The organism is Helicobacter pylori, from assembly GCF_003636935.1.
In the GTDB taxonomy this organism is placed as follows: domain Bacteria; phylum Campylobacterota; class Campylobacteria; order Campylobacterales; family Helicobacteraceae; genus Helicobacter; species Helicobacter pylori_CH.
This window is the reverse complement of sequence record NZ_MVVH01000010.1, coordinates 18,538-32,926: the sequence shown is the minus strand read 5'-3', so window position 1 is coordinate 32,926 and position 14,389 is coordinate 18,538. Positions and strand designations below refer to the sequence as shown.

Here is a 14,389-nt window from a genome sequence, read left to right as displayed (position 1 = left end):
TTTTAAAGAAATTTAGCCATTTCAAATTGCCTAATAAAATCACTCATAAATTCTGTATTCAAGCTAGAATCTTTTCTAATAGGAAGCTTAATTTCAATAATAGGAATCTCATTAATGGTGCGGCCTTCACTAACAGTTTTGAACAAACGTTCTGAAATAACAACGCTTAAATAAAATTTTGCAAATTTATCCATAGAAAAATAAGGCTCTTTTAAATCACAAATCATGATTAAAGTGGTTGCACAAAATTCTTTTTCTAAATAAAAAGTCTTCCCCCCCCCATTACCTTTTGTAACAATGCAAAACTTATCCTTAAATATAAGGCTTGGTTTTCTAACAAGCCCTCCAATGCCGTTATTATCCTTTTTAGCGATTACCAACGGCACACCTTGAATGAATTTATTTTCTAGCGTTCTGTCAATAGACTTTTTCTCACCACCATTACCAACCTTTAACAATAAATCACTGATTTTAAAGCGAGCGTATTCAGGCTCTTCTAAATTTTTGGTAAGAGTAAAATGAAAATTTTGTTCTAAAGTATCATAACAAAAGATTGAGCTGGCTATTTTTTCTTTCAAATATTTTTTAAAGGTGTCTTTAGAAATGTCTAAAGGTCTGTGCGAACTGAACGCTTCAAACAGGATTTCATCACTGGATTTGATTTTTACTTCAATCGCTCTTAATTCATCATAATTCCCCTTATGCGCTTCTAATATTTCATGCTTGATTTGACTCCAAAAAGGACCGCATTCTCTATTGCTATCTTTAAGTTTAAACCCATCATCACTGCAATCTATCAATAAAGTTTTGGAATTGTGAGGCTTTTGTGTCTTTTGAAAAATGGCAATCGCCGTGCATTCTCCTGCATTGGGTTGAAACAAATCGCTTGGCAAAGAGACAACCACTTTTAAATCGCTTATTTTCAAACATTTATCTAATAATTCCTTACTATCTTTACCCTTTAAACAAGTTTTAGGTAAGATACTCGCTAATATCCCACCATCTTTTAGATAGTTTAAAGTTTCTAGGACAAATTCCAATTCTTTTTTAGTCGTTAGAGCAAAGGGTGGATTCATTAACACTCTATCATAGATGTTGATAAGAGATTTAAGTTTTTTAAAACAATCTTCATTATAAATATAACTCGCCCCATCGCCATGCAACATCATGTTAATACCCGCTAAAGTAGCGTTAAAATCATTAATCTCTATACCAATAATTCGGCTTTCTTTGATGGTTTTAGCTAATTCATCGCTATTTGGTTGATGGCTAATCTCTTTAAACATGCGATTCATGGCAGTAATTAAAAAAGTTCCGCTACCACATGCAGGATCCAGAATAAAATTTTCACAACTGCATTCTGCTAAATCATACATCAAATCAGCGATATGTTCAGGTGTAAAAACTTCGCCTTTTTCATTAGCATCTACAGAATTCCACCGCCTAAAAATCCTTAAAAAGTTACTCATAATATCATGCCCTAGAGCATCTTTATAAGAAATATTGATAAAATGATAAATAGTTTCAATTTCTCTGAAAATATCTCGCAAATTTGAATCTGTGGCTTTATTTAAAGTAGAGTCCCCCAAAGTGATTTTTAAAAACTCTTTCTTCCTTTTTCTCTCTAAAGGCTGTTTATCATCTATGATATTTTCTAATCCTATTTGTATAGAACGAATAATGGTTTTTGTAGATGTTGTATCTATATCTATGCCATATTGCTTACACAATAGGCAAGCCCCTATAAAAGGCACATTGATTTGCTTATTGATCCCTGATGATCTAAACATGTCTGCAAGTTTTTTAGCGCTTTTATTGACCATGTTTTCATTGCTAATTTTTGTAGAAAAATATTTTTGCGTATAATATTCTTTAGGTTGAATTTCTGTTTCTTCTTCTTTAAGTTCTCCATTGATATAACATTCAAAAACCCTTCCATTATATTTAAAACCTACAAAATTCTTATTCTTTTCTAATTTCATGTAATCTTCTAATTGGTTGGTGAACTTTTTACCAGTTGCTTTAGCGTCTAAAATAAAAGTTACCCCCTCATAAAAAAAATACCCATCAGGTTTAGTCGCCATTGATTCATTGCTTGGTTTTTTGTAGATATGGCGAGTCCCATCGGTTTGATTCACTAATCCTAATTTTCTTTCAAATTCCTTAACGATTTCACATTCATCTTTTTTCACTTCAACTCACTCCTATTCAAATTTATATATCAGTCTTAATGTTTATCTTTTAGAAATAAAGGTTAAAAAAAGAGTTTGTATAAAACAATCAATAGCGACAAACCATACACCCCCAAAATCAAAGCTTTATGCATTTTTTCATTCAAAAGCCCTATGATCCATTTAATCCCAATGCTCACGCCAATAACTGATCCTAAGCCCACAATCGCCCCTGCTAAAAGCACTTCTTTATTAATGATGTGGTGATAGATTAAAGAAAAAGCTCCTGAAATAGAAGAAAACAGAATGAAAAATAACCCCAACGCCACGCATTTTTTAGAATCATACCCTAAAAAATAATGCATCAAAGGCACCATGAGCATCCCCCCACCAATCCCCAAAGTGATAGCAAAAAACCCTGTGAGCGCGCCAATTAAAAATAATTTCAAACCTTGCAAATGGTAGCGTTTAGTATCCGCTATCAAATCTTTTTTTTTGGGTTTCAAAACAAATTGGATCATAGAATACACGACTAAAAGCGCGAAAATAACCATTAAAATTTTACTGGAAACGATTTTTAAAACAAATCCGCTAAAACTCGCCCCTATCAGCCCCCCTACCCCTATCAACAAGCCTAAAGAAAAATCAAGCGACTTTTTTTTGAAATTCAAAACAGATCCCACGAACGATGAAAGCGCCATTTGCAAAATGGAAATCCCAATGGATTCTTCAAAAGAATGCCCGGTTGCGAGCATGATAGGGACAATGATCATCCCCCCACCAATGCCAAAAATCCCTGATAGAATGCCCGTAAAAAGCCCTATCGCTATGTATAACGCATAAATATCCATAAAAACCCTTAAAAAAGTAAAAAACCCCTCTTAAAAGAAAATTAAAAATAACCCCATTTTAATCAAATGCAAATAACCAAAACCCCCTAAACAACGCCTTTAAAAGTGATGCTTTTATTGGTCTGTTTTGTTTTTGCAACACAAAACATGCGAATCATTATTGGGTTCGCTAAGAGAGAGGTTTCTTAATTCATAAGCCAATTTGACAGACGCCATAGCGTCATCCAAGCCAAACCCCCCTTGAGCTAAAATCTGTTTGTAGCTTTCTATATACAGGTTATCAAAGCTCTGCGTGAGATTGACTTCTTTGCCCTCTAGGATCATTTTATGATAAACTTTTTCTTTAGCCACTCCCATGTGTTCTGGATTGATGGAAAAAAACCATCTTATTTTGGCATGCTCTAAAAAGAGTATCCCGCACACGCAGTCAGGCTCTTCTCTATTGATAACCTTGTCTTTAACGCCTCCAAACAAATACAATAAAGTGTCAAAGATATTCACTCCCATTTGAGTGGCTAGCCCCCCACTCCTATTCACATCCGCTCGCCATGAAGAAAAATACCATTTCCCTTGAACGCTGATATAAGTGAGCGTGATGTCAAACACCTTTTCAGGGTTTTTGTCTAATTCGCTCTTAATTTTTTCTTTTAAAGCCAGCGTGTCGCAATGCAAGCGCAAGGGTAAAAGACTAAACACCCTTTTTTGGTATTTCACCTCCAAATTTTTCAATTCTTGTATTTCGCCAGGGTCTAAAACTAAGGGTTTTTCACAAATCACATGCATGCCGTTTCTTAACCCGAAACGGATGTGATCAAAATGCGTGTGCGTGGGCGTGCAAACACTCAAATAGTTGATTTCTTTACCCATAGCCTTAGATTGCTCTAAATGCTTTTCAAAATCTTCAATATTGGTAAAAAACTCTGATTGTGGGAAATACTCATCTAAAACCCCCACGCTATCATGAATATCAAAAGAGCAATCCAAAAAATGCCCTGTATCTCTAATCGCTTGCAAGTGCTTGGGAGCGATAAACCCCCCTGAACCAATCATCGCAAAAAGCATTCATCTTCCTTAAATCATTTTAAATCTCATTTTAGCAAAGATTAGCTTATTTAAGCTTATATTATTGGCAATTAAAACACTCCACCGATCGATCCAGCACGCTTTTTTCATCTATGCTAGGGCTTTCGCTGCGCAAATAATAAGTGGATTTGAGTCCTAATTTCCAAGCGAGCGTGTAGATTTCATGCAAGGTTTTACCGCTGGCGTTTTCTATGCGTAAAAACACGTTGATGCTTTGGCCTTGATCGATCCATTTTTGGCGCACGGCCGCTGCTTTAATCAAATCTTTAGCGTCAATATCATAGGCTGATGTGTAAAAATTCCAAGTTTCTACATTCAAATTAGGCACTACGACAGGAATTAGCCCGCTCAAATTTTCTTCAAACCATTTTTTCTTATAAATGGGTTCAATCGTTTGGGTTGTGCCTACTAAAATAGAAATGGAGCTAGTGGGAGCGATCGCCATTAAATAACCATTACGCATGCCGTTGGCTTTGACTTTTTCCCTCAAACCTTGCCAATCGCAAGCGTGATTAAAAAGCCCTTTTTCGGTGAGTTTCAAGGCTTCATTATTGGCTTTATCAATGGGGAAAATCCCCTTACTCCATTCTGAATTTTCAAAATCCTTATAAACCCCTTTTTCTTTCGCTAAATTCGCGCTCGTGTCAATCGCATGGTAGCTGATTTGCTCCATTAAAGCGTCAATTTTTTCTAAATGCTCTTTAGACCCCCAGGCGATTTGGTGTTCTGCGAGCATTTGCGCTTCACCCATAACCCCTAACCCTATGGCTCTATTTTGCAAATTGGTGGCTTTGACTTTGCGGTTAGGGTAGAAATTCAAATCAATCACATTGTCTAAAAGCCTGACCATGATCGGCACAACCCTTTTAATGTCTTCTTCAGTGTTGATTTTGCTTAAATTAATGCTCGCTAGATTGCACACCGCCGTTTGCCCGTCTTTAGCGACTTTAGTAGCGATATAGATTGGCTTGCCCTTAAGAATATCCGTGCTAGTGAGCTTGTTAGCGCATTTAGTGATATTATTATCTGTCGTTACCAACTCTTTTTCTTCAAAAAACTCTATGGTGCCATCGGTGTATTCTATTTGCATGTAGTAGTGGTTAGGCGCAGTATTTTGAAAAATCTCCGTGCATAGATTGCTGGATCGAATGATTCCTGCATGAGCGTTTGGGTTGCACCGATTGGCGTTATCTTTAAAGGCTAAAAAAGGCAAGCCGGCTTCAAAATAATTCATTAAGATTTTTTTCCATAAATCTTTAGCGTTAATGTATTCTTTAATGATTTTAGGATCTTTTTCATACTTTAAATAGCGTTTTTCAAAATCCTGCCCATAAAGCTCAGTCAAATCCTTACACTCATAAGGGTCAAACAAAGTCCACATCGCGTCTTCTAAAACCCTTTTCATGAACAAATCGCACACCCAAAGAGCCGGGAATAAATCATGCGCTCTCCGCCTTTCATCGCCGCTATTTTTCCTTAAATCAATGAACTCCATCACATCAATGTGCCAAATTTCCAAATACACCGCAATCGCGCCCTTCCGTGTGCCTAATTGATCCACCGCAATCGCCACATCGTTAGCGATTTTTAAAAAAGGGATCGTGCCAGCGCTCGCATTCTTATGCCCATCAATATAGCTCCCAATAGATCGCACCAAAGAAAAATCCCAGCCAATCCCTCCGCCGTATTTGGACAACAGCGCCATTTCCTTATAGCTGTCAAAAATCCCCTCAATATTATCCGGCGTGCTGCCAATATAGCATGAGCTTAGCTGGTGCTTGGTGGTGCGAGCGTTCGCTAGAGTGGGGGTCGCGCACATCGCTTCAAATTTGCTTAAAACTTCATAAAATTCCAAAGCGATTTTATTGGGTTCTTGTTCGTTTTGCGCTAAAAACATCGCAATGCTCATAAACATGTGTTGGGGCAATTCAATAGGGTGATTGTTAGCGTCTTTTAACAAATAGCGATCATACAAGGTTTTAATCCCTAAATAATTGAATTGGAAATCCCTTTCAGGCTTGATCTGGCTATTTAAAAACTCTAGATCAAATTTTTCCTTAAAGCCCTTAAGGATGCGGCCCTTTTCTTCAGCGTTTTCAAAATACTCTTTCAAATGCCTATATCCTGTAAAACCACTTACTTTATGGTATAAATCATACAAGAAAAGCCTTGAGGCGACAAAGCTCCAATTAGGCGTGTCAATATCTATTTTATCCACAGCGGTTTTAATCAAAGTTTGTTGGATTTCTTCAGTAGTGATCTTGTCCCTGAATTGCAACCTCGCATCCACTTCCAGCTCACTTTGGCTCACGCCCTCTAAATTGTCCGTAGCGTCCTTAGTGTATTTTTGGATCTTGGTAATGTCCAAAGGCTCAATGCGCCCGTTTCGTTTAACCACTGTAATCAAAATGTTTCCTTAAATTTGAATTAAATCGTTTGTTTTTAAATTTGGAATTGTATCAATAAAAAACTTAAGAAAAAGAAAAGTTCAAGTTGGATCTGTTTTATTAATGAGAATGAGTTTTAAAGTTTTTTAATTTTTTTATACCCCCTCCATTTAATGCCATTTGGGTTAAATCACCACCCTAATTTAGCGCAAAGCCTACAACAAATCCCAAAACACACAAGAAAGCCAAGCATAACCAAACCCTCTATAAGGAGATTGCTAGGATGCCCGCAATACACTGAAATTTCATGGATAGCGGCAACAAAGGGCATTGTTAAAAGCATCATATAAAAATCCCTTAGTCTTGCCCCTAACACAGCGTCATGAAACGCACCAAAAAACCTAGCCTTAAAAATGGCTTTGAGAAACCTAGGGTATCTTACTTGGAAAGATTTATAACAATCCCTGCCTCGTGGGTCAAATAAAAGGTTAGACAACAAAGCCGCTATTAAGATTGTTAGCCATGCACAATAACTATCTTTAGGGCTAAAAAGTGGATCGACAGCGCCTTGGCCATAAGGAAATGTGGATATGCATCCCGCATAGACTATGGCCACTGCCCATTGATATTCCCAATCGCTCAAACGATTTTTGACATTCATGCTCTCTCCTTTCTTGCCCAAAACTACCTATCATACACGAAATGACGATCATAGGTGGGTTCTCTTGGAGCTTGCGGCTCTCTATCAACGCCACGGATAAAATCTTCTACCCTATCGCCTATTTCAGCTCCAGAATATGCCCCTATTCCACCACCAATGCCTGCACCAAGCACAGTATTCCACGGACCTCCAAGAGACCCAATCATTCCACCCATTGCACCACCCATTCCAGCTCCAACAGCTCCCCCCCAAAATCTACCTAATTCACCCCTTGCCTCTATTTTAGGACCAGCTATAGCCGCATTAACCATTGCACCGCATAAAACCACTACACAACTAAATGTTCTTAATCCACTCATAACAAATCCTTTCATAAATTGAGATTCAAGGCATGTTTGGCACACCTTGATGAGAATATTTATACCACAACCCTATTTAAAAGCATTGTTACAAATCAGTAAAATATCACAAAAAGCTCAATGAGTGTTTTGTTTCTACACAAATTACAGAATTAAAGTAAATGATTATAATATTTTAGGATTTTTCATTATTTAAACAAATTAAGATTTCTTAAAAAACTTAAAATACCCGTTTTCAATGTTAGTTTGAGGGGCGCGTGAAAGGCTCAACGACCCACTAGGAATGTCTTTAGTGATGGTGGTGCCGCTGCCGATTAAAACGTTAGAGCCGATATTTATGGGGGCGACTAGCTGGCTATCGCTCCCTATAAAAACATTTTCACCGATGATCGTTTGGTGTTTCTTTTTACCATCGTAATTGCAAGTGATCACGCCAGCCCCTATATTTGTGTTTTTCCCTATCTCACAATCCCCTAAATAGCTCAAATGCCCTGCTTTAGTGCCTTGAAGTTTAGCGTTTTTAGTCTCTACAAAATTCCCCACATGGCTATTACAAATCACGCTTTTAGGGCGCGCATGGGCAAACGGCCCCACACTACTATTAATAATTTGACTCTCTTCTATCACGCTATAAGCCTTAATGCGCGCGTTTTCTATCAAACAATTCCCAATCAAACGCACCCCTTGCTCTAAGACACACTCCCCCTTAAAACTCACGTCTTTTTCTAAATAAATACTATTAGGCAATTGCATCACTACCCCCAAGTCCATGGCGTTTTTTCTCAGTCTTTCTAGCATGATTTCTTCAGCTTTCGCCCTTTCTGTTTGGCTATTCACCCCTAAAAAACACTCTTCTTCTAAGAAAATAGCGTCAATCGTTTCGTTTTCATTGATCCCTAGAGCGATTAAATCCGTGAGATAGTATTCTTTTTGGGCGTTTTGGTCATGGAGCTTGGGCAAGTATTTTTCTAAAAACTCCCTTTCAAACCCATACACGCCAGCGTTCACGCTTTTAATGGTTTTTTCTTCATCATTAGCGTCCTTTTCTTCTACAATCTTTTTAACCTGATGGTTTTCTAAAACAACGCGCCCATAACCTTTAGGGTCAGCTAAATGGAGTAAGCCTATGGCGTTATTATGGCTTTCTAATAAGGGGGCGAGAGCGTCTTTAGTGATTAAGGGCATGTCCGCATTCAAAATCAAAACCCGCTCATGTTTTGTAGGGATAGGCGTTTTATCTTCTTGCATGATAGCCCCACCTGTCCCTGAATATTTTTCCACGATTTGAGTGTGAAAGATTACGCCCTTAAAACGCTTCAACACCGCTTCTTTAATGCGTTCTTGTTGGTGGTGCAAGATAAGATGCACATCATCGCTGATTGAAAAAGCCGTCTCTAAAATGTAAAATAGCATAGGCTCCCCACAAATGGTGTGTAAAGTTTTGGGTAGGCTAGAGTGCATGCGAGTGCCTTTACCAGCGGCCAGTATGATTACAGAAAGCATTAAAATCCTTAAACTTATTTTAGGGAATTTTAACATGCCTTATCTTATAATTTGACTTCGTTTCATCAAAGATTTAAGGCTAGAATTTTGCGTTTTTTCATTTTTTTAATTCTCATTTGCCCTTTAATATGCCCTTTAATGAGCACTGATAGTGCGCTGCCTAGCGTCAATCTCTCTTTAAACGCTCCTAATGATCCTAAACAGCTTGTAACCACCCTTAATGTCATCGCCCTGCTCACGCTTTTAGTTTTAGCCCCGTCATTGATTTTAGTGATGACGAGTTTCACCCGTTTGATCGTGGTGTTTTCTTTTTTAAGGACCGCTTTAGGCACGCAACAAACCCCACCCACTCAAATTCTAGTTTCGCTCTCTTTGATATTGACTTTTTTTATCATGGAACCCAGTTTGAAAAAGGCTTATGATACAGGGATTAAGCCTTATATGGATAAAAAGATTTCTTACACCGAAGCGTTTGAAAAAAGCGCTCTGCCTTTCAAGGAATTCATGCTTAAAAACACACGAGAAAAGGATCTAGCGCTTTTTTTTAGGATCAGAAACCTCCCTAACCCTAAAACCCCTGATGAGGTGAGTTTGAGCGTTTTGATCCCGGCATTTATGATAAGCGAGTTGAAAACAGCGTTTCAAATCGGCTTTTTACTCTACTTGCCTTTTTTGGTGATTGATATGGTTATCAGCTCTATTTTAATGGCGATGGGCATGATGATGCTCCCGCCTGTAATGATTTCTTTACCTTTTAAAATTTTAGTGTTTATTCTGGTAGATGGGTTTAATTTATTGACCGAAAATTTAGTAGCGAGTTTTAAAATGGTTTGATATTAAAAGCATTCAAGCTATAAAAGCTTGAAAGCAGTTTAAAATTCATAATTCAAATACGCTGTAATGGATCTCCCTGGTGCTGGCTCTCTCCCTGTAGGGCTTGTGCCAATCCCCCTAAAATAATATTTCATGTTAAAAAGGTTATTGATTTGCAAACTCCCGGTGATTTTATGCCTACCGCTTTGCCATAAAACGGAGCTTACTTGAACGTTCAACACAAAATACAAGGGCAATAACCCCACTGAATTACAACCATACTCTAGCCCCCCTGTGTATTCTGGGTTTAGGGGCAGGCACACGGTTTGATCTTTGGCTTGATTGAGCATAGAACTGTAAGCACGGCTATAAAAATAACTGCTGATTCCAAAAGTCGTGTGCTTGTAAGTATACATCATGTCAAATATGAATTGGTTAGGGCTCACATAAGGCAAACGCTTCCCTTTAATATCAAAGGGTTTATTGACAATGCCTGTAAAATAATAAGCAATATCATCAGCGTTAGAAGTGATGCGCGCATCAATATAAGTGTAAGCCACATGGAATTGCAAACCCCTAATGGGCGCGTAATACAATTCTAATTCCACCCCTTGACTCCTAGCGTTAATAGGCTGCGGGCTATAGCCTCCCGCATAGTAACGATTGGCAAAAATCACAAAATAATTGGTATTAAAACTCAACAGATTTTTATAACTATAGCGTTGCCCCACTTCAATTTCATTGAAAATTTGGTTGTAATTAGTCCTAGTAATGCCTAGCATTGTATGTTGTGGGGGGATAAAACTGCGGCGGTAGTTCGCATACCATATCCAATTTTCCATGGGTTTATAGCCAATGTTAAGGGCGGGACTCCATTCGTTTTGACGCTTTTTTGTAATATTCCACACAGAAAAATCATGCTTTTCTGGCTCTTTGTTGTTGTAGTTCAAAAAAGTGTACCTAAGCCCTGGAGTTATCACCAATTTAGAATCAAAAAGCTCTATTTTATCGCTCAACCATACCGCTGTATAGTTGTTGAACAAGTCTTGATTGTTGCTGGGTTTTTTAGAAAGGACAAAAGGAGGCATACGGCACACCCCATTAAAAATATCCGCTTTTTCGCATGTGCTTTGATCCAATCTAAAATACATATCCATTGTCATAAAACGCATGCCCACATTAAAAGTTTGCTTAACTTTATTGGTATTGACAACTAAGTTCAAATTAGGCTCAAATGCGTTCATTATATAACGCCTTAAATGATCAAAGATAAAAAATCCTGCATAATTTTGATCCGTATAAACAGGGCCTAATTTAGGATTAGTGTTAACATTCAAAAAATTAGAATCAAATTGAAAATCCCTTGACATGTCATGCCCATAGTAGCTAAAAGTGAAATCCCCACCTACCCTATCGGTATCCCCAAAAAAGTTTTGATACACAGCTCCCCATCGCTTCGCTCTCCCGCTTTTATTGTTATTAGGGCGGTTGTTTTGAAAACGATTTTGATTATACGCTTCTATGCCTAAAGATCCGGGGTCTGCCATAAAATAATTATAGTATTGGAAAAAGGCAGTGATCTTATTACTATCATTGATTTGATACAATGAATCTAGCATGTAGTTTTGAATGTTTGTAGGGCTGTTGTATCTAAACCCTTGCCCTTTGAGCCAATTCACTTGGGCTTGAACCCCAAAATGCTTATTCATCATGCCCCCTGTCCTCAAGTAAGTGTCAAAAAGCATGTTATTGGCTAAGCTCTTGTCAAGGGTTTTAGAATTTTGATTGAAAAAGCCCCCATTTTCAGATTTGCCCCAAAAAGTGGCCCTCTCGCTCACTTGACTCTCCCACTTGGTAGGAATGCCCTTAGTGATCACATTGATCACACCGCCAAAAACATTAGGGCCATAACGCACGCTCTCCCCACCCTTGGTTACGCTGATTCGATCCACAGATTGAAAGGTTACAGGGAAAATAGGAATGCTAATATCAACATAGGGCGCGACATAAATAGGGATCCCATTGACTAAAACCATAGCCGTATTGGAATGCCCCGAACTCCCCCCACCAAAACCCCTAACAGAAAAGCTAGGCACAGCTCCAATACCCGTAGCGTTTCTAATATGCACGCCTGGCACATTTTGTAAAGCTTCTTCAATGCTCTGATTCGCGCTTTTAGTGAGTTGTTTGTTAGAAATCACCGTGCGAGAACCCATATAGTTTCTGACTTCCTTGCTCCTCCAGCTTAAAGGCGCTTCTTTATCGTTAGCTATCCCTGAAGCTTCTACCCTTTCCAAATTGTGGGTTTTTACAGCATGCGCGCTATGACTCAAAACAACCAAAGAGACTAAAATTCTTTTCATTTACCACCTTTTATGAAAATGCTTCTTTTTACAACAAGGTGAAATTTATAATAACTATTCTTACTTTTAGCTTAAATTTTGAGACAATTATTATTTAAATTAAATTAATGACTTTTTTGGCAAAAAAATGCCGATTGATGCGAATGTTTATAGAAAAGATTAGGATATAAAGAAAAATAAAAATTTTTTAATATTTCTAATGGGGGAATTTTAAATAAATAAAGGGTTTAAAACCCTTTATGGCTAGCCTTTAAACCAAAATTTGAGTTGCATAAAAAGCTATCAAGGAAAACGCATACGCTACAACGGTTGTGAAGATGAATAAATACGCTACAAACTTTATCCCCCCAGCTTCCCTACCAAAAGTAATGGTCGCTGCAAAACAAGGGATATAAAACATCACAAACACGATAAAAGCGATCCCGCTAGGCACGCTGACTTCTTTTCTTAAGATCCCTCTAAAAGCGTCAGATTTTTCATTTTGATCCCCTAAAGAAAACAACACCCCCAAAGTAGAAACCACCACCTCTTTAGCCATAAATCCGGTTACAAGCGAGACGCTCAAACGCCAATCAAAATCCATAGGGCTAAAGACTTTTTCTAAATACGACCCCCCTCTCCCTACAATGCTATTTTTTAAGTTCTTTTTATCCAATTCCGTTTTTAATTCTTTTAATTTTTCTTCTTTAGCTTCGCTTGAAAGAGTGGTATCCTTATTCACTAACAAGCTTTCTTGTTTATAAGTTTTCATAGCCGCATCATTTTTAGGGTATTGAGACATAAACCAGATTAAAATCGCTCCCACTAAAATGTAAGTCCCGGCTTTTTTTAGGTAGGAAAGCGATTTGGTGTAGATACTGAAATAGACCATTCTCCAACTGGGAAATCGGTATTTGGGCATTTCCATGATAAAGGATTCAGTCTGTCCTTTAAACACGCTTAATTTGAGTAATTTGGCCATCACTAACGCCACAACCGCCCCCAAAATATAAATACAAAACAGCACAAACCCCGCGCTTGAAGAAGGGAAAAACGAGCCTACAAACAGCACATAAATAGGGAGTCTCGCCGAGCAGCTCATAAACCCGATCACAAAAAGCGTGATCAATCGTTCGTTATAATTTTGTAAGGTTCTTGTCGCCATGTAAGCAGGCACAGAGCAGCCAAAACCGGTGATTAAAGGGATAAAGCTCTTCCCATGCAAACCAAATTTATGCAAGATCCCATCTAGTAAAAACGCTACCCTACTCATATAGCCTGTCGTCTCTAGTAAAGAAATCCCAAAATACAACACCACAATTAAAGGCAAAAATGAAACCGTCGCTCCCACTCCCCCAATAATGCCATCACCCACCAAAGACGCTAAATCTTCATTAGCCACATTTTCTTTGATGCCATCGCTCAAAAATTTAAACCCTGTTTCAAGCGCTTTTTGCACTCCCCCCCCTATTAAAAAGCTCAAGGAAAAAATGATAAACATAAACCCTAAAAAAATGAAAATCCCATAACGCGGGTGCATTAAAATCTTATCAATCTTATAAGTGTGTTCAAAACTCGCATTTTGCTTGTTTTCACTGATTACTAATTTAGCGATTCTTTGAGCGCTCTGGCTGTATTTTAGGGACTCCTTAAAGCTTTGAGACGGGACTTTTATGCTTTCATTGTTTGTAGTGTTTTGAGAATAAAGCCTGACAATTTCATCTAATAAAAGCTCGGTATTCAAGCGATCTTCTTTGGATCTTGCGCTTGTTGGCACGCACACAACCCCTAATTCTTGAGAAAGCTTTTCTGTATTGATTTTAATGCCTTCTTTTTGCGCCTCATCCCACATGTTGAGCGCAAGAAGCATTTTTTTATTCGTGCCTAATAGCTGCATGCTTAAGGCTAAATTACGCTCTAAATTGGTGGAATCCACCACATTGAGAATGAGATCGTATTGCCCTTTTTCTAAAAAATCTTTAGTAACCTTTTCTTCAGTGGTGAAGTCATTGAGCGCGTAAGTGCCCGGTAAATCAATGATAGTGATTTGATGCTCTTTATGGATCAAACCCACTTCCATTTTATCCACGGTAACCCCAGCAAAATTCCCCACTTTCAAATGGGCGTTGCTCAAAGCGTTGATGAGGGACGATTTCCCCACATTAGGTTGGCCCACAAGAGCGATAGTGATTTCTTTCACTTCCAATTCTCCAAATAAG

10 protein-coding genes and 1 pseudogene are annotated in these 14,389 nt (G+C 38.1%); 2 read left to right on the top strand and 9 right to left on the bottom strand.

Features of this window, described 5'->3' with window-relative positions:
* Positions 1-2: 2 nt before the first annotated feature.
* From EAL87_RS06325 to glmU, 7 genes are all read right to left on the bottom strand, one after another.
* Entirely contained in the window at positions 3-2,192 is a 2,190-nt protein-coding gene (locus tag EAL87_RS06325) for an HsdM family class I SAM-dependent methyltransferase (protein WP_120913780.1), read from the bottom strand.
* A 62-nt stretch (positions 2,193-2,254) separates the two neighbouring features.
* Positions 2,255-3,022, bottom strand: coding sequence for a sulfite exporter TauE/SafE family protein (locus EAL87_RS06320; RefSeq protein ID WP_120913778.1), 768 nt, complete (start codon positions 3,020-3,022; stop codon positions 2,255-2,257).
* Between the two features lie 114 nt (positions 3,023-3,136).
* On the bottom strand, positions 3,137-4,084 hold the full coding sequence (locus tag EAL87_RS06315) for a Gfo/Idh/MocA family protein (RefSeq protein ID WP_120913776.1): 948 nt from the start codon (positions 4,082-4,084) through the stop codon (positions 3,137-3,139).
* A 61-nt stretch (positions 4,085-4,145) separates the two neighbouring features.
* Complete coding sequence (locus EAL87_RS06310) at positions 4,146-6,512, bottom strand: ribonucleoside-diphosphate reductase subunit alpha (RefSeq protein WP_120913774.1); 2,367 nt, start codon at positions 6,510-6,512, stop codon at positions 4,146-4,148.
* A 170-nt stretch (positions 6,513-6,682) separates the two neighbouring features.
* On the bottom strand, positions 6,683-7,153 hold the full coding sequence (locus EAL87_RS06305; protein WP_120913772.1) for a hypothetical protein: 471 nt from the start codon (positions 7,151-7,153) through the stop codon (positions 6,683-6,685).
* A 23-nt stretch (positions 7,154-7,176) separates the two neighbouring features.
* Positions 7,177-7,527 carry a pantothenate kinase gene (locus tag EAL87_RS06300; protein ID WP_162972673.1) on the bottom strand — a complete coding sequence of 117 codons (351 nt, stop codon included), beginning with the start codon at positions 7,525-7,527 and terminating at the stop codon, positions 7,177-7,179.
* A gap of 186 nt (positions 7,528-7,713) precedes the next feature.
* Complete coding sequence (gene glmU, locus EAL87_RS06295) at positions 7,714-9,015, bottom strand: bifunctional UDP-N-acetylglucosamine diphosphorylase/glucosamine-1-phosphate N-acetyltransferase GlmU (protein ID WP_120913768.1); 1,302 nt, start codon at positions 9,013-9,015, stop codon at positions 7,714-7,716.
* Between glmU and EAL87_RS08390 the strand changes: the two are divergent.
* A pseudogene (locus EAL87_RS08390) lies at positions 8,972-9,067 on the top strand (flagellar biosynthesis protein flip); the annotation flags it as partial. The gene glmU and the pseudogene EAL87_RS08390 sit on opposite strands and share 44 nt — an antisense overlap.
* Before the next feature lie 35 nt (positions 9,068-9,102).
* Positions 9,103-9,849, top strand: a complete 747-nt coding sequence (gene fliP / locus EAL87_RS06285) for a flagellar type III secretion system pore protein FliP (RefSeq protein ID WP_001210302.1) — start codon at positions 9,103-9,105, stop codon at positions 9,847-9,849.
* A gap of 38 nt (positions 9,850-9,887) precedes the next feature.
* On the opposite strand, the gene EAL87_RS06280 is transcribed toward fliP, so the two are convergent.
* Positions 9,888-12,191: a TonB-dependent receptor family protein gene (locus tag EAL87_RS06280; protein ID WP_120913766.1), complete on the bottom strand. Its 2,304-nt coding sequence runs from the start codon at positions 12,189-12,191 to the stop codon at positions 9,888-9,890.
* A gap of 250 nt (positions 12,192-12,441) precedes the next feature.
* Positions 12,442-14,370, bottom strand: a complete 1,929-nt coding sequence (gene feoB / locus EAL87_RS06275) for a ferrous iron transport protein B (RefSeq protein WP_120913816.1) — start codon at positions 14,368-14,370, stop codon at positions 12,442-12,444.
* Positions 14,371-14,389: the final 19 nt, after the last annotated feature.

Bases quoted from the DNA above. Each gene is read 5' to 3' on its own strand.
- EAL87_RS06300 (WP_162972673.1), bottom strand. From the start codon at position 7,527: ATGAAAGGATTTGTTATGAGTGGATTAAGAACATTTAGTTGTGTAGTG.
- EAL87_RS06315 (WP_120913776.1), bottom strand. From the start codon at position 4,084: ATGCTTTTTGCGATGATTGGTTCAGGGGGGTTTATCGCTCCCAAGCAC.
- glmU (WP_120913768.1), bottom strand. From the start codon at position 9,015: ATGCTTTCTGTAATCATACTGGCCGCTGGTAAAGGCACTCGCATGCAC.
- EAL87_RS06280 (WP_120913766.1), bottom strand. From the start codon at position 12,191: ATGAAAAGAATTTTAGTCTCTTTGGTTGTTTTGAGTCATAGCGCGCAT.
- EAL87_RS06305 (WP_120913772.1), bottom strand. From the start codon at position 7,153: ATGAATGTCAAAAATCGTTTGAGCGATTGGGAATATCAATGGGCAGTG.
- EAL87_RS06320 (WP_120913778.1), bottom strand. From the start codon at position 3,022: ATGGATATTTATGCGTTATACATAGCGATAGGGCTTTTTACGGGCATT.